We start from the raw sequence: 20336 nt of genomic DNA, 5'->3' as shown, positions 1-20336 counted from the left end.
ACGGTGCCGGACGGCCCCGTCGCCGGTACGGGGCGCCGACCAGTAGGCTGCGGACGTGCCTGTTGACGTCAATCGCCCCGGCCCCTGGACCCACCGCAACCTCACCGCCCGCGGCACTCGTTTCCATGTCGCGCTGGCGGGCCCCGAGTCCCCGGCCGGAGCCGGCCCCCTCACCCTCCTGGTGCACGGCTTCCCCGAGTGCTGGTGGACCTGGCGTCACGTCATCCCCGCCCTGGCGCAGGCCGGGCACCGCGTGGCGGCCCTCGATCTGCGTGGCTTCGGCGGATCGGATCGGCCGCCATCGGGATACGACCTGGTGACGCTCGCCCAGGACCTGGCCGCCGTGGTCCGCTCCCTGGGGCACGAGCGGGCCGTGGTCGTCGGTGCGGGGCTCGGCGGCCAGGTCGCCTGGGCGCTGCCGAGCCTGGCCCCGGACCTGACGACGGCGATCGTCCCGGTCGGCGCCCCCCACCCGCTCGCGCTGCGCTCGCTGCGGGCCCGGGCCCTGTCGGGGCCGGCGCTGCAGTACGTGAGTCTGCGGATCCCGGGCCTGGCCGAGCGCCGCCTGCGCAGCCGCAGTGCCCTGGAGGGCCTGCTGCGCTCCTGGGCCGGGCCGCACACGCGCGAGGCACTGGCCGAGGAGGCCCCCTACTACGCCGAGCTCCTGTCCCGACCCGGCGCCGCCCACAGCGCCCTGGAGCCGCTGCGCAACCTCGTGCTGTCCCGGGCGGAGACGGCGGCCCTGGACAAGCCGGTGACAGTGCCCGTCCTGTCGGTGCAGGGCGAGCTCGACCCGGTCCAGCCCGCCCAGGCCTACGCCCGCGACACCCACCGCGTGGCTGGCAATCTGCGTCAGGTGACAATCCACCGCTCCGGCCACTTCCCCCAGGAGGAGACCCCTGCCGGGTTCGTCCGGGCCCTGCTGCCCTTCCTGGCCGACGTCGCACCACCCGCCCCCGCCTGAGGCCGCGAGCCGAGCACTTATCGCGCAGCCCCGCCGTTCTTCCGTAGGTCTGCACAAGAAGTGCCCAGCTCGACGGGTGCGGTGCGGTCAGCCCGACGCCGCCACCCGCCACCCGGCTCGGCGGTTGCGGTACGACGCCGGCTCACACCGGCTGACGCAGGTTGTCCATGATGGAGCGTCGGTCGAGCTGGGCGGGCAGCCAGGTGGTCGCCACCGCGAGCGCCAGCGAGATCCCGCTGACGAGGGCCAGCAGCCCCACCGGGACCGAGGCGACCAGGACCGCCGTCCCACCCCCGGAGTACAGCGCGGCGTAGACGGCGCTGACGGCGGTGGCCGCCAGCCCGAAGATGATGCCGGTGACGGCATAGATGACCCCCTCCAGCGCGGTGGAGGCCAGGACGGTGCCGGTGCGCGCCCCGATGACCCCCAGCAGCGCGCCCTCCTGGCGTCGGGCCCGCCCCACCATGGCGATATTGGCGATCCCGCCGACGCCGGAAATGAAGAAGGTTGGAACCCCGACGGAGAGGAAGCCGTTGACCGAGCCCTGCGCGCCGGTGGCCTGGCCGGCCCCGACGGTGGCGTAGACGGTGCCGGTCAGGGCCACGGCGATGGCGAAGGGGACGATCGTCGTCATCGACAGGGAGGCGCGGTGGCGGGCGTTGGCGCGGGCGGCGAACCAGGCGGGGCTGCGGCCCGGGATGAGGGCGGTCCACCAGGTCAGCAGCGGCCGCAGCGTCCAGTTGGGCACGCACAGGCCCGCGATCGCGGCGAGGAGCCCCATGGAGGCGCCGGCCATCGCGCGCTCCCCCGGGTCGTTGAGGTTCATACCGGACGTGGCCATCTCCGCCCTCTCCGCGTCACTCATGGGTAGAGAGCTCTCGAAGGGGGTCATGACCAGCCCCAGGAGCATGATGCCGACGACCACCCACTGCCACCACCGGGTCCGGGTCTGCGGGGCCGTGGCCTCCCGCAGCGCCTGCATCTCGGGGACCGACGCCGCCCGTCGGGCCGGCCCCATCGCGCCCAGGATGCAGAACAGCGTCGTCACGGCGATGGTCAACGGCACCCCGAAGCCCGGCATGATGATGGGCAGATTCTGAGGAAACACATCGAACTCCCGCCAGGTGAGCAGGTAGACGCGGACCAACGGCAGGCTGGCCACCGCCCCAATGACGCCTCCGAGCAGCCCGATCACCCCGACCTGCGCCAGGATGATGCGGCGGATGCGGCTGCCGGGGATGCCCAGGACCTTCCACAGAGCGTGGGAGCGCTGCTGGGCCGAGACGGTCAGGCCCAGGGTCGTGGACAGGATGACGGCGGTGGCCAGCCCCACGTAGGAGACAAGGCTGGAGCTGATGATGTGGGAGGCGTTCACGAGCTCGGCCGAGCCCTGGGCCTGGGCCCAGCTCAGGGCGCTGTACCAGGTGGTGATGATGACGCCGATGATGGCGCCGCCGACGGTGGCGACGAGCAGCGACCACAGCCACTGGCGGGCGTGGTGGCGCAGGTCGTTCCAGATGAGTGTGACCATGATCTTCTCCGATCCTCTCCTGCTCCTGTCCCGGTCAGGCGGCACGCGTGGCTCGCGCCGAGTGGACGAGCTCGGCGATCTGGCGGGCGTCACGGCAGTCGGTCCACTGCACCAGGTGCCCCTGACTCATGACGGCGACCGCGTCTGCTCCGGCAGCGGCCTCGACGTCGTGGGTCACCATGACCACGGTGGTGCCCTGCTCGGCGAGCCGGCGCAGCCAGTCCAGGACGAGGGCGGCGGAGTCCAGGTCGAGGGCGCCGGTGGGCTCGTCGGCGAAGACGATCCGGGGCCGGCTGGCCATGACACGGGCGATGGCCACGCGCTGGCGCTCCCCGCCGGAGAGCTGGTGTGGCTTGAGGCCGGCGCGGTGAGCGAGCCCGACGGCGTCGAGGGCCTCCCGGGTCTGGGCGCCGTTCAGGGGCCGCCCGGCCAGGCGCGAGGGCATGGAGATGTTGTCGGCGGCGCTCAGCGAGGCGATGAGGTTGTACTCCTGGAAGACGAAGCCGACGTGGCGGGCACGGAACCGGGCCCTCTCGGCGGCCCGCATCCCGGAGGTGAGGGCGCCGAGCATGGTTACCTGTCCGCTGGTGGGTTCATCGAGACCGGCCATGCAGTGCAGCAGCGTGGACTTGCCCGACCCGGAGGCCCCGACGACGGCGGTGAAGCTGCCCTCGGGCAGGTCGGCGTCGACGTGATCCAGGGCAGTGACCCGGGCATCCTGGCGTCCGGGGACCTCGTAGACACGGGTCAGGCCGCGCAGCCGGATGGCGATGGGCGACGTCGAGCCCGGCCCGGCGGGCGGAGTAGTGGACGGCAGGGATGAGGCGAGGGCGGCGGTCGGGTCGGAGGGGGCCAGGGGCGAGTGAGCAGTCATGCCTCCAGCCTGACGGCGCCGTCTCTCCCAGCCCATCCGGCCATCTGGCGAATCGGGGGTGGGGCTAGCCCGACACCGGCCCCGGATGCCTCCGCCCGACGTCTGGCATCCTCGAGCCAGGCATTCTTCGCGTAGCCCTACAGAACCGCAGTGGGGCGACACGGCATCCGCCCGGCCCGACGTCGGCTCAGCGTCAACTCAGCGCTGTCTCGGCGCCGGCCTCCTGCCGGCCCTCAGACCGGGCTCAGACCCCCACCTGCGGGCACAGCCCGGCCTCGAGCAGCGTGCACTGGCCGCAGCGGGGCGAGCGGGCCGAGCACACCTGGCGCCCGTGCTCGATGAGCCGGTGACAGCCATCGGTCCAGCGCCACGGCTCCCACAGGGCCGCGATGTCCTTCTCCACGCGCAGCGGGTCCTTCGACGTCGTCCACCCCAGACGGCGCGAGAGCCTGCCCACGTGGGTGTCCACGGTGATGGCCGGCTGGCCGAAGGCGTTGCCGAGCACGACGTTGGCGGTCTTGCGCCCCACGCCCGGCAGGGCCACGAGCTCCTCGCGGCTGTGCGGCACCCGCCCCTCGAAGCGCTCGGTGAGGGCCTGTCCGATGCCGAGCAGGTGGCCGGCCTTGGCGCGCTGGAAGCCCAGGGGCCGCAGGATCGCCTCGAGGTCCTCGCGCCGGGCGGCTCCCAGGGCGGCGGCGTCGGGGTAGCGCTCGAAGAGCTCGGGGGTGACGGTGTTGACGCGCGCATCAGTGGTCTGGGCCGACAGGACGGTGGCCACGAGCAGCTGGAAGGGGCCGTCGTGGTCCAGGGCGCAGGCGGCGTCGGGGTAGAGCCTCATGAGCTCGTCGTCGACGGCGCCCGCGCGCCCGGCCGGCTCAGTCGTCAACGCCGCCTCAGCAACCTCGGGTCCGGTCCCGACCTCCCCCGCCGCCTCGGCCCCAGCGGTCTCGCTACTCGCTGCCCTACGCACTGTGTCCTCTCTCCGCGATCTCATCGGCGGCGGCGTCAGCACCACCGACACCATCAGTGCCGCCCACACCGGAGGGGTCCTCCTGCGAGCCCCGGTCCGCCTCTGAGCGGGTCTTCCTCCGCAAACCGCCATTGCAGTCGATCCCGCCGCCGGCCCGCAAGCTCACGGCTGGGACCGTGTCGCACGACGCACCCGATGTTGCTCACTCCCCTTTGACCTGCAACACACGGGGGCTACAATGCTCGACGGCGTGCCACAGGTCACAAGCCGTGGCAGGATAGACCCGAGGGCTCCCGCATGCGGGATGCCAGCCCCCTAACCACCAGGAGGATCTCCGTGGAAGACAGCATTATCTCCAGGATCCCGCTCTTCGAGGGCCTGAGCCCGGAGGAGCAGGAGGAACTGCGCGCCATGATGACGCAGACGACTCTGCGCCGTGGCGAGACCCTCTTCAACGAGGGCGACTCAGGCGACCGCCTCTACATTCTCCTCTCCGGGAAGGTGAAGCTCGGCCACGCCAGCGCCGACGGCCGCGAGAACCTGCTCGCGGTGCTCGGCCCCGGCGAGATCGTCGGCGAGCTGACCCTGTTCGACCCGGGCCCGCGCTCCACCACCGCCACCGCCGTGGCCCCCACCGAACTGCTGACGCTGGACCACAACCAGCTCATGACCTTCGTGGAGTCCCACCCGCAGCTGGCCAAGGACATGCTGCGCGCCCTGGCCCAGCGCCTGCGCCGCACGAACACCGCGCTGGCGGACCTGGTCTTCTCCGACGTGCCCGGCCGCGTGGCCAAGGCCCTGCTGGACCTGGCCGACCGCTTCGGCTCGCCCACCGACGACGGCGTCCACGTCCCCCACGACCTCACCCAGGAGGAGCTCGCCCAGCTGGTGGGCGCCTCGCGCGAGACGGTCAACAAGTCGCTGGCCGAGTTCGTCTCCCGCGGCTGGATCCGCCTGGAGGGCCGGGCCGTCACGCTGCTCGACGTCGACCGCCTGCGCCGTCGCGCCCGCTGAGGTCCCGTCTCGGGTCGCGAGCCCTCAGCGCAGCGCACCGGAGAAGCCGCCGGGCGCTGACACCCGCATCAACCGCATAGACGACGCCGCGCCTGCAGCCGGAAGGTACCGGACCGCAGGCGCGGCGTCGTTCGCGCCGGTCTCGCCGGATGGTCCGTCAGGACCGGGGGCGCTTGAGGTAGGCGATGAGGTTATCCGTGCCGGAGGGGCCGGGCACGACCTGGACGAGCTCCCAGCCATCAGCACCCCACTGGTCGAGGATCTGCTTGGTGGCGTGAGTGATGAGGGGGACGGTGACGTACTCCCAGGTAGTGGGCGCAGCGGATACGGGCTCAGATGATGCAGTCATAGGGCCCAGCCTAGAGCCCGCCGCCAGGCGCCGGAAGCCGGCAACGCAGGGCCCTCAGGAGGCGCAGCGCACCCGGGCCAGGATGCGTGGGGCGCGACGGGCGTGGATCTCGGCGACGAGCTCGTCATCCTCACGCTCGAGCCACAGGCCCCAGTCGTCGACCTCGGGGAAGCGCCGCAGCAGCGCCCGCCTCTCCCGCTCGGTCAGTCCGCCCCAGACGCCGAAGCTGGACTCGGAGTTGAGCGCCTCGGCCAGGCACTCCATACGAACCGGACATGAGAAGCACAGTGATCGTGCGTCGCGCTGCTCAGCACCCTTGCCGAAGAGCTGGTCCGGCTCGACGGTGGCGCAGGCCGCTTGGGCCGCCCAGGTCTGGTCGTCTTGAAACATGCTCACTCCCGATCCATTCAACGGCCGACGCCGTTGTCGGTCACGTCACAGTCGTTACCGTATGGCAATCGAGTGTCTCTCACCAAATCCTCCCCCCGTGACCCGGGCAATGCGATGCCCGCAGATCCCCGACAGCACACCGAGGATCAGCGCCAACAAGGAGAGTTCTCTGATAGCGAGCCGATTGCCGGACATAGAGAACGCTGCGCCCCGAGCCTTTCCCACGGCTGGGGATTCCAGTTCTCACGGGCGGCAGGCCACCTCCGAACCTCACCCCTCCCCAAGAGATCGTGATGTCGCCGTGACTCTCACCTGGAGAATTTCTAAGAATTATCTGTACGTCGGAGCCGTCTCGCTATGTGACCGGACCACCCTGTCTCCGAGCGCGCGCCGCGTCGTCGAATCCCCCGCAACCCCGCCGGACGGAGAGCACCGAACCGGTCTCCAAGGGTCTTCCCAGCCCGAAGAGGGTCTACGCCACTGCAACCTCCAAGCGATTCCACGTAGGCTGACGCCATGGCGAAAACCTCTGCGCGCGGGCGCTCCCTGACACCACCCCAGGTCGTCTCGATGCTCGTGGTCTTCCTGACTCTCTCGTGCGTCGGCGGGGTCCTGTCCGCGGGCTTCGCCGCTCCCTTCGTGGGCGCCACGGCAGCGCTGACCAAGGCATCCGCCGAACTCTTCGAGGAGCTCCCCAGCGACTTCAACGTTCAGCCGCCCAGCCAGATCTCCACCCTCCTGGCGTCCGACGGCTCCGAGATCACCAAGTTCTACGCGGAGAACCGCATCGTGGTGCCCCTGAGCTCGATCTCGGTCAACATGCAGAACGCGATCGTCGCCGTCGAGGACCAGCGCTTCTACCAGCACCAGGGCGTCGACCCCACCGGCATGGTGCGAGCCCTGGTGTCCAACAACGCCGGCGGCTCGCGTCAGGGCGCCTCCACGCTGACCCAGCAGTACGTGCGCAACACCCTCATCGAGACCGGCCTGAAGAACGACGACCACAAGCTCATCCGGGACGCCACCGAGAGCACCGTGGCCCGCAAGCTGCGGGAGATGAAGTTCGCCCTCAGCTTGGAGCAGAAGTACTCCAAGCAGCAGATCCTCGAGGGCTACCTCAACATCGCCGCCTTCAGTCCCTCCACCTACGGGGTGGAGGCCTCCTCGCTGCACTACTTCAATAAGCACGCCAAGGATCTGACGGTGGCCGAGGCCGCCCTGCTGGCCGGAACCACCAACGCACCCAGCGCCTACGACCCCAAGTCCCAGCCGGAACTGGCCAAGAACCGTCGGGACTGGGTGCTGGCCAAGATGCTGGAAGAGAAGTTCATTACCAAGCAGCAGTACGACGAGGCCGTCAACTCCGAGATCAAGCTCGATATTCAGGACTCGCCCGCGGGTTGTGGGGCCGCGGGCAGCTACGCCTACTTCTGCACCTATGTGGTCAATGAGATCCTCGGCTCGGAGAACTTCGGACCCAATGTCGCCGCCCGCCGTCAGCTCCTGACGCGCGGTGGCCTGAAGATCACCACCACCTTGAACCTCGAGCGTCAGAGTGCCGCCGACTCCGTCATTCAGGCCAGAACTCCGATCGGGGGCTCCGACGGAGCCAACTCCACCATCGTCTCGATCGAGCCCGGCACAGGACGAATCCAGGCGCTGGCTCAGAACACCAATTACGAGGACTCCCAGCTCGTCTTCGCAGCGGACGCCAAGCACGGTGGAATCGAGCTCCCCGGCGGAAACGTCGGCTTCCAGCCGGGGTCGACCTTCAAGGCAATCATCCTGGCCGAATGGCTCAAAACCGGCCACACGCCCTACCAGATGCTGAACGCGTCCGCGCCGAAGAACTACGGGCCCAATACGTTCACAGTTTCCTGCGATCCCGAGCGTGCGGCCAGTCCCTGGCCCGTCAACAACGTCGCCGGAACCAACGCCGGCATGATGACCGTCAGAGAAGCCACGAAGCAGTCCATCAACACGGGCTTCACCGAGATGCTCAGGGACCTCGATGTCTGTGAGGTCACGAAGCTCGCCGCCTCCATGGGCATCACCAAGGCGGACGGGAGCCAGTTGGATCCTGACCCCTCCATCGCCCTGGGAAGCGCACCCGTCCCACCGCTCAGCATGGCCAACGCCTACGCGACCTTCGCCTCCGGCGGCAAGTACTGCAAGCCCATCGCCATCGACCAGATCCTGGACGCCAGCGGCACCTCGATGGCCGTACCCAGCGCTGACTGCACCCAGGTCATGGACCAGGGTGCCGCGGACGAGACCGCAAAAACGCTCCGGGCCACATCCGAACCAGGAGGTACCGCTAAGGACGCCGTCTTCGGCCGACCGATCGCGGGCAAGACCGGAACCACGGAGGAGGCTGAGAACACCTGGTTCGTGGGATTCACCCCGCAGCTGTCCACCGCGGTCTGGATCGGTGACGCCACGGAGAGCGGCAGGAGCCTTGTTGGCAGGACGATCGGAGGGGTGTACTTCCCGAAGATTTACGGTAGTGACCTGGCCGTGCCGATGTGGCGTGACTACATGACCCAGGCCGTGGCGAACGATCCTGCCCTGCCCATTCCCTCCCACGGGTGAGCGACTCTGCCCGCGAGAACGACAACTGCACAGAACAGGATCCGACTCCCCATGACGCCCTGCCCTGCCGGCCGCGCGGCCCTGACCGTCATCGGCACCACCGCTGCCCTGGGGGCGGCCACGCTGGCCTACAGCCTCATTGAGGCCAGGTGCCCCGTGCTGCGGCGCATCGACGTGCCGGTGCTCGCCGCCGACGAGGAGCCCCTCACGGTGCTGCACCTGGCCGACCTTCACCTGACGGGCCACACCGAGGCGCGGGTCGCCTGGGTGCGCCGGCTGGCGCAGCTGCAGCCCGACGTCGTCGTCAACACCGGCGACAACCTCTCCCTGGCATCCGGGCTGGAGCCGCTGCGGCGGGCACTCGAACCACTGACGGGGCTGCCCGGGGCCTTCGTCATGGGCGACCACGACTACCGCTCCACCATCTTCCGCCTGCCGACGCGCTACCTGCACCGGGACCCGCGCAAGGCCTCCAGCCGCGTGCGCGACGAGGACATCGAGGCCCTGCCCTGGGAGGAGGTCCGTGACCTGCAGGCCTCCGGCGGCTGGATGGACCTGACCAACCGGCGTGGCTCGCTGACCGTGCGCGGGCGGCGCATCGAGCTGGTCGGCGTCGACGACCCGCACGCCAACCGCGACGTCCTGCCCGTCCCCGAGGCCGCCGACTCGGCGGAGTCAGCCACCTCCCTGCCTGCGATCCGTGACCACGAGGGCCGGGCTCTGCGGCTGGGGCTCACGCACGCCCCCTACCGGCGGGTCCTGGAGGCGATGTCGGCCGACGACGTCGACCTGGTGCTGGCCGGGCACACCCACGGCGGGCAGCTGTGCGTGCCCGGGATGGGGGCACTGGTGACCAACTGCGACCTCGACCCGGGGCGCGCCTCGGGACTGTCGCAGTGGCCGGGTCGGCTCGGGGACCCCCGGGCCGCCGACCACATGTACCTGCACGTCTCCGCCGGGCTCGGCACCAGCCCCTACACGCCCGTGCGCCTGGCCTGCCGACCCGAGGCCACGCTGCTGCGCCTGCTGCCGGCCTGAGACGGCGCACCTCGCAACACTTCGACCAAGCCGCACCTCCCCCCCCAGCACCCTTCCCACGCAACACTTCGACCAGTGCCCCGCTAACACTTCGACAGAATCTTCACAATCGACGCTGAGCCGCGTCTTCTATGAAGTTTCAGTCGAAGTGTGTGGGGGTCACGGGGCGCAGCGGGACGGGGCATGCAGAGCGCACAGGTACGCCGGCGCCTGGGCGCGGCAGTCAGCGGCGCCAGCGGGCGAAACCGCCCTCGGAATTGATGACCTGCCCGGTGATCCAGCGGGCCTCATCAGTGAGCAGCCAGGCGATGAGGCGGGCGGCGTCGTCGGGCTCGCCCCAGCGCCCCTGGGGGAACATGACGGCGGTCGCCTCGCGGTCCGCCTCGGTGACATAGCCGGTGTCGACGGGGCCGGGGTTGACCGTGTTGACAGTGATGCCGGCGTCGATGAGCTCCTCGGAGATCGTCGGGGTGAGGCCGGCGATGGCGGCCTTGGCGGCGGCGTAGGCGATCTCCCCGGGCAGAGGGCCCAGGCCCTGACCCGAGGTGAGGAAGACGATGGCCCCGCGGCGGCGCACGGAACCGGCGGGGGCGGAGGCGGCGAAGCCCTCCTGGGCGGCGAAGGCCTGCGCCAGGAGGATGGAGGCGCGGGCGTCAACCGCCCAGTGGGCGTCCAGGACGGCCTCGGTCATCTCGCTGAGCGACCCGTCGGGACTGCTCATGGCCTGGTTGCACACGAGGGCGTCGAGGTGACCGGCGGCGGCCGCGGCCTGCTCGACGATGCGGGCCGGTTCCCCGGGGACGGCCAGGTCGGCGGGGATGTCGATGAGCCGGGCGGGTCCGACCAGGTGGGTGCGGATGGAGTCCATGACGGCGTCGATGTCGTCGGCGCCCCAGGGCTGGGAGGCGTCATGCGGGCGGTAGTGGTGGGCGACGATGCTCGCCCCGTAGTCGGCGGCGCGGCAGGCGATGGCGTGACCGATACCGATGCGGCGGCTGACTCCCGTGACCAGGACCGTACGCCCCGCCAAGGGCAGGGGGTCGCGGCCGGCCGGGCTGATAGGTCCGGTGGCGCTGCTGGGGCCGCCCGGAGTGGTGGAGGGGTGTCCGTGATGAGCGTCGCTGGTCATTCAGACGAGTGTAGGAGGACGGTCCGCGCGGACGGGTGCCGTCGCCTCCGGGCGGGGACAGTGCGCGCGTCCGGGGACAGGATTCCGGTCCCCCGCCGCGTCAGGTGTCCCTGGCCGTCCTGGGTGGTCCCCGGCCGCGATGGAATGTCCCCGTCGGTTCGGCGGAGGAGAGGGAAGAGGTGAGAGGGGAAAGAGGAGATGGCAGAGGCAAGACCCGGGCAGGTCGGCGCCTCAGTGCTCGGTGCGCGCGAGCTCGCGGGCGAAGGCCTCGTGGTTGCCTTTCGAGGACAGGACGAAGCGGATGAGTTCCAGGCTGCCGACGGCGTCGGGATCGCTGTGGGAGACCTGATCGACGGCGCGGGCCGCCGCCACGGCGATCTCGGCGACCCGGGCGATCGGCCAGCCGTAGACTCCCGCGGAGACGGCCGGCAGGGCGATGCCGGTGCAGCCGAGCTGGATGGCGAGCTCCAGGGAGCTGTCGAAGCAGGCGCGCAGCAGGGCGGGGTCGTCCTCACCGGCGTGAAGGTTGGGGCCCACGGTGTGGATGACCCAGGCGGCCGGCAGGTCGAAGCCGGGGGTGGCCACGGCGCGGCCGACCGGCAGGCCGTCGGGCAGCTCGGTGTCGCGCACCTTCTGGCAGGCATCGAGCAGGCGGGGGCCGGCGGCACGGTGGATGGCGCCGTCGACTCCTCTTCCACCCAGGAGGGTGCTGTTGGCGGCGTTGACGATGGCGTCGACCTTCTCGGTGGTGATGTCACCGACGACGGCCTCAATGCGCATGGGAGCTCCTTGTCTGCAGAGGGTGCTCGGCAGGTGTTCTCGGGTCTTGTCAGTTCTTGCGCCTTTCGGGCCTGTTGGGGTCCGACGACGAGGGGCCCAGGCCGCTCAGGGCGCTCCGAGGCGCGGGCCAGCAGGTGGCCGGCCATAAGCAGCCTGGCACGGTGGTCACCTCGGGCCAACCGGGTTCCCACGGGGAGCGAACGCCGACGTGACGGAGGACTCAGCCGATCCGATTTCCTCCCCACGGTGGGTGGAGGCTATGCTGTCGCCTGCTGCACACGGGGTGTGGCGCAGTTTGGTAGCGCGCTTCGTTCGGGACGAAGAGGTCGTGGGTTCAAATCCCGCCACCCCGACGATGAGAAGACCCATGAGCTTGCTCATGAGGCTTCTGACGCGTAGGGGTCGACAGGCCGAAGGCCTAAGCACCCCGACGGCGAGACGATGAGAAGGCCTGCGAGTTCACTCGCGGGCCTTTGCCCAACCGTCGAGCCTGCCCACGTCGCGGGTGTTCGATCGCGCGGCCGCTCGCTTCACAGTCACGCCCGACCGCCCGCACTGCACGAACCTCGGGTGTACTGCATGGGGGTCGGAGGTTCGTGCAGTACGCACAACCCACGGCCAGTACCTCCCGACCCTCGTGCAGTAGGAGCCCGGGACGAGGCCACCGGCCGCACGCTCTACCCCGAGGTGAGGAAACCACCGGGAAGGAGGCCACGTATGCCGGATCCCAGCACCGAGCTCGAGGAACTGCATCGCCGGGTTGAGGAGCAGTCCCAACGAATCGATGAGCTCCAAGACGCCCTCCACACACTGTCGCTCGCGGTCCAGTACCGGCAGGAGGAGCCCTACCTGGCCTTCCTGGCGGAGCACGGCATCGCCGGCCGACGGCGGCTCGCGCTGAACGGGGTCATCAATGGGGTGCTCTCCCGGGCCCGGGGTGACATCCCCTCCCTGGGCCAAGGTGCCCGCACTGAGCTGGCGGAGGACTTTCCCGCACTGGACGAGGCCTACCTGCCCGAACCGATCGACGGCGACGAGGCCGTCCGCATCGTCGGAGAGGTCCTGGGAAGTGAGCGCCTTGGCGCCCAGGCGCTCGAGGCCCACCGCGCCCGCGGCCTGGGGTGCGAGGGCCACCAGGCACTCACAGGCCGCTCAGACACCCAAGGCCACAACGCGTAGCCGCGGCGCTCCAGACGGCCGGGTTACTCGACGCCGACGCACTCACGCCGCCCGCCCTCTTCGCCACCCACAGCCGGGACATATGCCGCCCACAGCCGCACCGGCTAGGCTGGCTCCCGGAAATTCACCCGGGGAAAGGACGAGCGCGCGTGACCGAGCCTCCATGCGACTCCGCTGCCCCCACCGCCACCTCCTCCCCCCGAGCCCCACGACGCCTGAAGTACGTCGAGGCCGTCTTGTGCATCGGCTTCGCCTTGGCCTTCCTCATATGGACCTACCTGAGCGCCCCGGGACCACTTGCCCCCGACGCCACGCGCCGCTCTCCGGCCATCGATGCCCTCCTGCCGACCCCCGACGCCCAGCTGAGGTCGGCCGCCGGCCAGCTGGCCGAGGCCTTTGCAACCCTCACCCACCCCTTCCTCATCCTCGGGCTCATCGTGGCCGGGGTCGCCTACGCCTACACGGCCCGCATGCGCCGCCTGAGCGTCTCACTGGCCATCGCCGCCGCCGGCATCCCCACGCAGTACCTCATCGCTCTGTACCTGGCCCGCCCCGCCCCGGGCTCCACCTTCGCCGACTCCATCGCGGCCTTCGAGTACTCCTACCCCAACGCGCACATCACGGCGATGACCCTGGCCTCCTGGGTCCTGGTGACTCTCGCGCGCGCCCACCACCGCAGCACCATGGTCGCCGCCGGCACCGTCCTGGGCTACGCGGCCGTCGCCGTGACCGCTGTCAGCCAGTGGTACATGGGCCTGGCCGCGCTCAGCGACCTCGTCGGCGGCTTCCTCCTGGGCGCCGCCTTCGCGAACCTGGCCCTGCGGGTCGGCGGCATCGACGCGATCCTCACCAGCTGGGTCAATCGCCGTCTGTCACGCGCCAGCAGCGAGAAGCGCGCCGCCGTCATCTACAACCCCACCAAGTTCGACGACCTCTCGCTTCTGCGCCGTCGGGTCGCCGCCGAGGTGCGCGCCGCCGGCTGGCTGCCCACCGTCTGGCTGGAGACCACCCCCGACGACCCCGGCCGCTCCATGGCCCACCGCGCCCTGGAGGCCGGCGTCGACCTAGTCATGGTGGCCGGCGGAGACGGCACCGTGCGCGCCGTCTCCTCTGAGCTGGCCGGCACCGAGATGCCCATGGCCCTCATCCCCGCCGGCACCGGCAACCTCCTGGCCCGCAACCTGTCCATCCCCCTGGACACCGACGCCGCCATCCGCCTGGCCCTGCACGGCCGCCTCCAGGCCATCGACATGGTCACCTGCGCCTTCGACGACGGCCAGGAGCGCTTCGTCGTCATGGCCGGTATGGGCCTGGACGCCCAGATCATGGAGTCCACCGACCTGGGCCTGAAGAAGGTCATCCGCTCGGGCGCCTACGCGGTGGCCGCCGTCCAGAACGCGGTCCCCGACCCCTTCACCGCCACCATCACCCTCGACGATGCTCCCCCGGTGCACCGTCGGATGGTCATGGCCCTCATGGGTAACGTCGGCACCATCACCGGCGGCATGACGCTCTTCCCGCGGGCCACCCCCTCCGACGGTCTGGTCGACCTGCTCCTGGCCAGCCCCGGCAAGGTCGTGGACTGGGCCCGCCTGGGGGCGCAGATCCTCACCGGCCAGGAGATGGAGGGCTTCACGCTCACCCGCGCCCGGAAGGTCCTCATCGAGGCCGACCGTCCCGTCCCCTTCGAGCTCGACGGCGACACGGCCGGCTCCACCCGCACCCTGCGAGCCGAGGTCGAGGACGGCGCCCTGCACGTCGTCGTCCCCCAGTGAGCCGCCCCGGCGAGCACTTCCGTCCCCCGCGAACCGGGCCTGCCACGTGAGCATCGTGACGCATCCGTGACCGGCCCCGCTGCCCTAGACTGACGCCCAGTTGGTGCCCAATTGGGTACCAACAGCCCCCATACGGGCACCCGCGCCCCGATCACTTCGTCGGCGCGCCCCTCTTCAGCCAGCAGGAGTTCCATGCGTTCTCGTCTTACGGTCGCCCTCGGCCGCACAGCGCGCCTGGCCGCCCGCGTGCGCGGCGGCGGCAGCGGCGGCACCGCCTTCCCCGGCCTGGTCATGGAGCGCACCGACCCCGGTTTCCTGGAGCGCACCCTCGGCCGCCTGCCCCGCGGCGTCATCGTCGTCTCGGGCACCAACGGCAAGACCACGACCACCAAGATGGTCGTCCAGCTCCTGCGCGAGCAGGGCCTGAAGGTCTTCACCAACCGGACCGGCTCGAACTTCGTGCGCGGCGTACTCGCCTCCCTGCTCACCGAGGTCGACGCCGCCGGCAACCTGGACGCCGACATCGCCGTCCTCGAGCTCGACGAGGCCCACGCCGTGCACTTCGTGGCCCGGGTCCGCCCACGCGCCTGCCTCCTGCTCAACGTCATGCGCGACCAGCTCGACCGCTTCGGCGAGATCGACTACACCGCCTCCCTGCTGCACTCGATCGCCCAGGCCACCAGTGACGTCGTCGTCCTCAACGGCGACGACCCGCGCCTGGCCGCCCCCGCCTTCCTGGAGGGCGTCAGCGCCCGCGTCGTCTCCTTCGGCGCCGGGGAGGACCTGCGCTCCCTGTTCCTGTCCGACGACGACCTGCGCACCGGTCTGGTCAGCCCCCGTCAGGCCGGCCAGGCCCCCGGCCCGCGCGTCACCCTGGAGGCCATTGACGGCCAGCGCGCCACCGTGCGCGTGGACGGGGTCTCCCACGAGGTCAGCTTCGCCATCCCCGGCGTCCACAATCTGCTCAACGCCTGCGCCGCCCTCGGGGTGGTGCTGGAGGTGCTGGGCGAGGACGCCGACCTGCCCGGACTGCTGACCACCCTGGGCACCGTGCAGGCCGCCTTCGGCCGCGGCGAGGTCCTCACCCTGGACGGCCGCCCCGTCCAGCTCTCCTTGGTCAAGAACCCGGCCGGCTTCCGCATGGGGCTGCTCTCGGCGGCCTCCCAGGCTCAGGACGGCGAGGTGGTGGTCGTGGCCATCAACGACGAGTACGCCGACGGCCGGGACATGTCCTGGCTGTGGGACGTGGACTTCTCGGCCCTGCGCGCCGGCGGGGTCGCCGTCGTCACCGGGGTGCGGGCCTGGGACATGGCCCTGCGACTGCGCTACGACGAGGTCGAGGTCGCCGAGGTCGAGCCCGACCTGCGCCGGGCCGTGGCCCTCATGCGCCGGGTGGCCGCCGACACCGACCGCCCCATGCGGATCTTCACCACCTATACCGCGATGCTGGCCCTGCGATCGATCCTGGGCGAGATGACGGACGTTGAGGAGGTCATGTCATGACCGCGCGCTACGAGCACACCACTGACGGCCCCGCCCGCGGGCACCTGCGCCTGCTCCAGCTCTACCCGCGGGACATGAACATCTACGGCGACTGGGGCAACACGCTCGTGCTGGCGCGGCGCGCCCAGTGGCAGGGCTACGACGTCGAGCTGCTCTCCTACGACCCGGGCGACGAGCTGCCGGGCGACGTCGACATCCTCGTGGGCGGCGGCGGCCAGGACTCCGGTCAGGACCGCATCAAGGAGGACCTGGTCAAGGTCGGCCCCACCCTCAAGGCGTGGGCGGCCGACGGCGTCCCGATGCTGGCGATCTGCGGCCTCTACCAGCTCTTCGGGCACGGCTTCACCACCGCCAAGGGCCAGGAGATCCCCGGTATCGGCCTCATGGACGCCCATACGGTGGCCGGCGATACCCGCCTCATCGGCAACATCACCCTGGACACCGAGGAGTTCGGCGCGGTCGTCGGCTATGAGAACCACTCCGGCCTGACCACCCTGGGGCCGGGCGCGCGCCCCTTCGGCACTGTGAAGATGGGCGACGGCAACAACGGCAAGGACTCCACCGAGGGTGGGCGCGTCCACCACGTCATCGGCACCTACCTGCACGGCTCCCTGCTGCCCAAGAACCCGACCGTGGCCGACTGGCTGCTGGCCCGCGCCGCCGAGCACGCCGGCGCCACTTGGGAGCCCGAGCCGCTCGACGACTCCTGGGCCGAGCGTGCCCGAGCCGTGGCCATGAACCGGCCCCGCTGAACGCTCAGCACCGAGGTGTGACGACGGGCCTGTGTCCGGGGAGTAGAAGCTCTCCTGACACAGGCCCGTCGTCACACCTCCCTTATTTTCACAAGAGATATCGAACCAAATAAGAGAGACTCATGGAGAGATTCACGTCACTCTTATTGGATATCAAGTATTTTCCAAGGTTCATCCCATGGAAGTGGGAGGAAATCCTCCCGCATCTTGCCCCCTCAGTGCGCGCAAGCCCCACGCCAGACATATTCACCACCCGGTCACCCCCTGTTGGACACTCATTTATTCAGGCCGTGACCCCGGCGTGACATCGGCGCATCAGGCATTGCAGAATATGCGCCATGACAGCACAGAATTCTACTGGTTTCGATTGGCCCGCCCGTTCCGCTGACAAGATCTGGCTCGGCGTCTGCGGAGGCCTGGCCAACAAATGGAACGTCAATGCCTGGCTGGTCCGCGCCGCCTTCTTCTTCTTTGTGGTGCCGCTCGGCTACGTGTACTACCTGGGCGCCCAGAACATGCCCGACCCTTCCGCCCACTGACCCGCCCTCACCTCACCGGAAACCTCGACCCCACTCAATGATTCCCGAGGCCGCAGAGCGCAGGGAAACAGCTCTCGACTTCAGGTAGAAATATCCCCAACCAACCATCCCGACATCTTATCGACCAACCACTTCCTGCTTCCGCAAGAATATCTATCTTCGGAGGCAGGAAGTGGTCTCAGCATATTTTTTATGGGATGACCCCGCCGCCGAGCCCCACTCAGCTCAGGGCAACCTTAGTTTCCACTCCCAGGTTTCACTAAGGAATCGGATCCCCTTCCCACCACCTCTCCGCGCAGATGCGTCTCAACACAGCAGAAGGCCTCCTGACCTGCTGCGAGGTTGAGAAGCATTGCCTTAGACTCATATCGACGAAGCCCTCTTCATGTCGATCTGAGGACACCATGGATTTTGCTGTTCCACGACACCGTGCCACCGAAGGCACCTCATACCTTCCCGAACCGGGTGCAGCCACCTTCGCACTATCGGACCTGAGCCCCGGCACCAGCGGACGTATCACCGGCCTGGCCGACGACGGCGTCGGCGGCGTCCTGGTCAAGCGCCTGCGCAACCTGGGCTTCGTCCCCGGCCGGATCGCCACGCCGCTGCGCCGTGCCCCGATGGGGGACCCGGTGGTCTACCGCGTCTCCGACTATGAGCTGTGCCTGCGCCGCCAGGAGGCCAGGCTCATCCATGTCACCACTGTGGAGGCCGAGAACCGCATCATCCTCCAACCCCGGCCTGCCGGACGGCACGCGGCCGACGACCCCGAAGCACCGAACACGGGAGAGACTCTGTGAGCACCCACGACACCACGCGGCACGCCACCGGGCAGTCGCAGCACTGCGAGCAGCCCTATGACGGCGCCGACTGCCACTGCGGCTCAGGAAGCTCCAAGACCCTGGTGGCCGGCGCTCCCCGCATTGCCCTGGCCGGCGCCCCCAACGCCGGCAAGACCTCCATCTACAACGCCCTGACCGGCCTGCACGCCAAGACCGGCAACTACCCCGGCGTCACCGTCCAGCGATCGATGGGAACCTGCAAGGTCGGCGGCAAGACCCTGACCATCGAGGACCTGCCGGGCGCCTACTCCCTGGACCCGATCAGCCCCGACGAGCAGATCGTCCACGACGTCCTCACCGGGACCTCGACCACGGTCAGCGCCCCGGACGCCCTGGTCATCGTCGTCGACGCCACGACCCTGCAGCGCGGCATGAACTTCATCGCTGAGGCCCTCGCCCTGGGGCTGCCCACCTGCCTGGTGGTCACCATGACCGACGAGCTCAGCCGCCGCACGGGCCGGCTCAACGTTGCGGCCCTCGGGCAGGCCCTGGGGATCCCGGCCGTGCGAGTCATCGGGCACCGCGGCGTCGGCATGCCCGACCTGCGCGCCCAGCTCGCCCAGGTCGAGAACTGGCAGCGCACCCCGCTGCCGCCGCCCACCGACCCCGACGAGATCACCTCCTGGGCCGACTCGGTGCTGGCCGCGGCGGACTACCAGGCGCCCCAGAACGACCAGATCACCTCCGCGGTCGACAAGGTCCTGCTGCGCCCCGTCCCCGGCACCATCGTGTTCTTCACGATCATGTTCCTCTTCTTCCAGGCGATCTTCACCTGGGCGGCTCCCTTCCAGGACGCCGTCGAAGGAGGCTTCGGGTACCTGGGGCAGCTGGTGCACGGCTGGCTCGACGAGTCCCATCCGCTCATCGCCGGACTCCTGGGCGACGGCCTCATCGGGGGCGTGGGATCGGTGCTCACCTTCATCCCCCAGATCATCATCATGTTCCTCATCATCGCCGTCCTGGAGGGCGTGGGGTACATGTCGCGCGCCGCCTTCCTCATGGACAAGGTCATGAGTATCGCCGGGCTGGAGGGGCGGGCCTTCGTGGCGCTACTGTCCTCACTGGCCTGCGCTATCCCCGGGATCATGGCGACTCGCACACTGCCCTCCACGAAGGACCGGGTGGCCACAATGCTGGCCGCCCCCCTCATGACCTGCTCGGCCCGTCTGCCCGTCTACGTCATCATGATCTCCTTGACGGTCGACGGCGACGCCAAGGTCGGCCCCTTCGGGACACGCGGCGTGGTCATGTTCGCCCTCTACCTGTTGGGCGCGGTCTCCGCGATGGCGGCCGCCTGGGTGGTCAAGCAGCTCACCGACCGCGGCGGGGTGCTGCTGCCCTTCTACATGGAGATGCCGCCCTACCGCATGCCCCGCCTGCGCACCGTCCTCATCATGGTGTGGGACGCCTGCAAGGGCTTCTTGAAGAAGGCCGGCACGATCATCACCATGACCACCGTCATCCTGTGGGTGCTGCTCAACGTCCCCATGCGCTCGGACGCCCAGTTCGAGGCCTTCTGCGCCTCCGACAAGCAGTGCGCCGCCATCGCGGCGGCCGTGGAGAAGCCAGAGTCGTCCACCGTCAAGGGCGATGACGGGCAGGTCATCACCGACGCCGAGGAGCTCGGCAAGCTGCTGGATGCCCAGAAGACCTCCTACACGATGGACAACTCCTGGGCGGCCAAGGGGGGCAAGGCGGTCCAGCCGGTCTTCGAGCCCCTGGGCTTCGACTGGCGCATCAACGTCGCCACCCTGTCCTCACTGGCGGCCCGTGAGACCTTCGTGGCCACCCTCGGCCAGATCGCCGCCGCCGAGGACCCCGAGGACCCCGGCGCCCACCTGGCCACGATGACCTACCAGAAGGACACCCTGACCAACAAGGCCGGCGACCAGCTGTTCAACCCGGCCACCGTCATCGCGATCCTCGTGTTCTTCGTCTACGCCCTGCAGTGCATGGCCACGGCCGGTGCGATGCGCCGCGAGACCGGCACCTGGAAGTGGCCGATCATCGCCTTCACCTACATGTTCGTCATGGCCTGGGTCATGGCGGCCCTCAGCCGCGCACTCGTGGCAGCGTTCATGTAGCTGGAGCACAACGAAGCAGTGACCAGGACGG

At 69.7% G+C, this 20336-nt stretch carries 18 protein-coding genes and 1 tRNA gene; 12 read left to right on the top strand and 7 right to left on the bottom strand.

All coding sequences use genetic code 11. The features are described 5' to 3' along the window. Positions 1 to 55: 55 nt before the first annotated feature. Positions 56 to 964, top strand: a complete 909-nt coding sequence (locus tag HW274_RS01170) for an alpha/beta fold hydrolase (RefSeq protein ID WP_075254395.1) — start codon at positions 56 to 58, stop codon at positions 962 to 964. 142 nt (positions 965 to 1106) lie between these two features. Here HW274_RS01170 and HW274_RS01165 read toward each other — a convergent pair whose 3' ends face one another. The 3 genes from HW274_RS01165 to nth form a co-directional block, all read right to left on the bottom strand. After that, positions 1107 to 2495, bottom strand: coding sequence for an ABC transporter permease (locus HW274_RS01165; protein WP_185989017.1), 1389 nt, complete (start codon positions 2493 to 2495; stop codon positions 1107 to 1109). A 34-nt stretch (positions 2496 to 2529) separates the two neighbouring features. Next, complete coding sequence (locus HW274_RS01160) at positions 2530 to 3369, bottom strand: ABC transporter ATP-binding protein (RefSeq protein ID WP_185989016.1); 840 nt, start codon at positions 3367 to 3369, stop codon at positions 2530 to 2532. A 244-nt stretch (positions 3370 to 3613) separates the two neighbouring features. Continuing rightward, the gene (gene nth, locus HW274_RS01155; protein WP_256692490.1) at positions 3614 to 4363 is read right to left on the bottom strand and encodes an endonuclease III; all 750 of its coding nucleotides are present in this window, start codon (positions 4361 to 4363) and stop codon (positions 3614 to 3616) included. A 312-nt stretch (positions 4364 to 4675) separates the two neighbouring features. Here nth and HW274_RS01150 point away from each other — a divergent pair, with 312 nt between their 5' ends. Then, positions 4676 to 5353, top strand: a complete 678-nt coding sequence (locus HW274_RS01150) for a Crp/Fnr family transcriptional regulator (RefSeq protein WP_003787943.1) — start codon at positions 4676 to 4678, stop codon at positions 5351 to 5353. A gap of 157 nt (positions 5354 to 5510) precedes the next feature. Here HW274_RS01150 and HW274_RS01145 read toward each other — a convergent pair whose 3' ends face one another. Together HW274_RS01145 and HW274_RS01140 are read right to left on the bottom strand one after the other, a co-directional pair. Further along, a complete protein-coding gene (locus HW274_RS01145; protein WP_003787945.1) occupies positions 5511 to 5702 on the bottom strand; it encodes a DUF4177 domain-containing protein in 192 nt (63 codons plus the stop codon). 54 nt (positions 5703 to 5756) lie between these two features. Further along, complete coding sequence (locus HW274_RS01140; protein ID WP_075254397.1) at positions 5757 to 6092, bottom strand: WhiB family transcriptional regulator; 336 nt, start codon at positions 6090 to 6092, stop codon at positions 5757 to 5759. A 516-nt stretch (positions 6093 to 6608) separates the two neighbouring features. On the opposite strand from HW274_RS01140, the gene HW274_RS01135 reads away from it, so the two are divergent. Together HW274_RS01135 and HW274_RS01130 are read left to right on the top strand one after the other, a co-directional pair. Then, positions 6609 to 8684: a transglycosylase domain-containing protein gene (locus tag HW274_RS01135; RefSeq protein WP_075254398.1), complete on the top strand. Its 2076-nt coding sequence runs from the start codon at positions 6609 to 6611 to the stop codon at positions 8682 to 8684. 51 nt (positions 8685 to 8735) lie between these two features. Further along, a complete protein-coding gene (locus HW274_RS01130; protein ID WP_075254399.1) occupies positions 8736 to 9722 on the top strand; it encodes a metallophosphoesterase in 987 nt (328 codons plus the stop codon). A gap of 223 nt (positions 9723 to 9945) precedes the next feature. Here the strand turns inward: HW274_RS01130 and HW274_RS01125 are convergent, their stop codons facing one another. After that, complete coding sequence (locus HW274_RS01125; RefSeq protein WP_075254400.1) at positions 9946 to 10851, bottom strand: SDR family oxidoreductase; 906 nt, start codon at positions 10849 to 10851, stop codon at positions 9946 to 9948. A 231-nt stretch (positions 10852 to 11082) separates the two neighbouring features. Then, on the bottom strand, positions 11083 to 11631 hold the full coding sequence (locus tag HW274_RS01120; RefSeq protein WP_075254401.1) for an O-acetyl-ADP-ribose deacetylase: 549 nt from the start codon (positions 11629 to 11631) through the stop codon (positions 11083 to 11085). Positions 11632 to 11910: 279 nt separating this feature from the next. Between HW274_RS01120 and HW274_RS01115 the strand changes: the two genes are divergently transcribed. The 8 genes from HW274_RS01115 to HW274_RS01080 all read left to right on the top strand — a co-directional run bounded on the left by HW274_RS01115 (position 11911) and on the right by HW274_RS01080 (position 20305). After that, positions 11911 to 11984 (top strand) — tRNA-Pro (locus HW274_RS01115). A gap of 364 nt (positions 11985 to 12348) precedes the next feature. Then, positions 12349 to 12810, top strand: a complete 462-nt coding sequence (locus HW274_RS01110; protein ID WP_075254402.1) for a hypothetical protein — start codon at positions 12349 to 12351, stop codon at positions 12808 to 12810. Between the two features lie 149 nt (positions 12811 to 12959). After that, complete coding sequence (locus HW274_RS01105) at positions 12960 to 14585, top strand: diacylglycerol kinase family protein (RefSeq protein ID WP_075254403.1); 1626 nt, start codon at positions 12960 to 12962, stop codon at positions 14583 to 14585. Between the two features lie 192 nt (positions 14586 to 14777). Then, entirely contained in the window at positions 14778 to 16088 is a 1311-nt protein-coding gene (locus tag HW274_RS01100; RefSeq protein ID WP_070659314.1) for a Mur ligase family protein, read from the top strand. Continuing rightward, complete coding sequence (locus HW274_RS01095) at positions 16085 to 16840, top strand: type 1 glutamine amidotransferase (RefSeq protein ID WP_185989015.1); 756 nt, start codon at positions 16085 to 16087, stop codon at positions 16838 to 16840. The genes HW274_RS01100 and HW274_RS01095 overlap by 4 nt, the downstream gene beginning before the upstream one ends. Before the next feature lie 338 nt (positions 16841 to 17178). Then, positions 17179 to 17379: a PspC domain-containing protein gene (locus tag HW274_RS01090; RefSeq protein WP_075254405.1), complete on the top strand. Its 201-nt coding sequence runs from the start codon at positions 17179 to 17181 to the stop codon at positions 17377 to 17379. A 404-nt stretch (positions 17380 to 17783) separates the two neighbouring features. Next, the gene (locus HW274_RS01085) at positions 17784 to 18179 is read left to right on the top strand and encodes a FeoA family protein (RefSeq protein ID WP_185989014.1); all 396 of its coding nucleotides are present in this window, start codon (positions 17784 to 17786) and stop codon (positions 18177 to 18179) included. Next, positions 18176 to 20305 carry a ferrous iron transporter B gene (locus tag HW274_RS01080; RefSeq protein WP_185989013.1) on the top strand — a complete coding sequence of 710 codons (2130 nt, stop codon included), beginning with the start codon at positions 18176 to 18178 and terminating at the stop codon, positions 20303 to 20305. Before HW274_RS01085 ends, HW274_RS01080 begins: the two co-directional genes overlap by 4 nt. The last annotated feature ends 31 nt before the right edge of the window (positions 20306 to 20336 follow it).

The sequence above is a fragment of the Actinomyces sp. oral taxon 169 genome (genome assembly GCF_013394715.1).
GTDB lineage: Bacteria > Actinomycetota > Actinomycetes > Actinomycetales > Actinomycetaceae > Actinomyces.
Note: the sequence above shows the minus strand (reverse complement) of the source record. Positions and strands in the feature narration are given on the sequence as shown.

Excerpts from the sequence above, each read along its gene's own strand:
- HW274_RS01090 (WP_075254405.1), top strand. The coding sequence starts at position 17,179 with ATGACAGCACAGAATTCTACTGGTTTCGATTGGCCCGCCCGTTCCGCT.
- HW274_RS01140 (WP_075254397.1), bottom strand. The coding sequence starts at position 6,092 with ATGTTTCAAGACGACCAGACCTGGGCGGCCCAAGCGGCCTGCGCCACC.
- HW274_RS01110 (WP_075254402.1), top strand. The coding sequence starts at position 12,349 with ATGCCGGATCCCAGCACCGAGCTCGAGGAACTGCATCGCCGGGTTGAG.
- HW274_RS01100 (WP_070659314.1), top strand. The coding sequence starts at position 14,778 with ATGCGTTCTCGTCTTACGGTCGCCCTCGGCCGCACAGCGCGCCTGGCC.
- nth (WP_256692490.1), bottom strand. The coding sequence starts at position 4,363 with ATGAGATCGCGGAGAGAGGACACAGTGCGTAGGGCAGCGAGTAGCGAG.
- HW274_RS01135 (WP_075254398.1), top strand. The coding sequence starts at position 6,609 with ATGGCGAAAACCTCTGCGCGCGGGCGCTCCCTGACACCACCCCAGGTC.
- HW274_RS01160 (WP_185989016.1), bottom strand. The coding sequence starts at position 3,369 with ATGACTGCTCACTCGCCCCTGGCCCCCTCCGACCCGACCGCCGCCCTC.
- HW274_RS01165 (WP_185989017.1), bottom strand. The coding sequence starts at position 2,495 with ATGGTCACACTCATCTGGAACGACCTGCGCCACCACGCCCGCCAGTGG.
- HW274_RS01085 (WP_185989014.1), top strand. The coding sequence starts at position 17,784 with ATGGATTTTGCTGTTCCACGACACCGTGCCACCGAAGGCACCTCATAC.
- HW274_RS01125 (WP_075254400.1), bottom strand. The coding sequence starts at position 10,851 with ATGACCAGCGACGCTCATCACGGACACCCCTCCACCACTCCGGGCGGC.
- HW274_RS01145 (WP_003787945.1), bottom strand. The coding sequence starts at position 5,702 with ATGACTGCATCATCTGAGCCCGTATCCGCTGCGCCCACTACCTGGGAG.
- HW274_RS01130 (WP_075254399.1), top strand. The coding sequence starts at position 8,736 with ATGACGCCCTGCCCTGCCGGCCGCGCGGCCCTGACCGTCATCGGCACC.
- HW274_RS01095 (WP_185989015.1), top strand. The coding sequence starts at position 16,085 with ATGACCGCGCGCTACGAGCACACCACTGACGGCCCCGCCCGCGGGCAC.
- HW274_RS01120 (WP_075254401.1), bottom strand. The coding sequence starts at position 11,631 with ATGCGCATTGAGGCCGTCGTCGGTGACATCACCACCGAGAAGGTCGAC.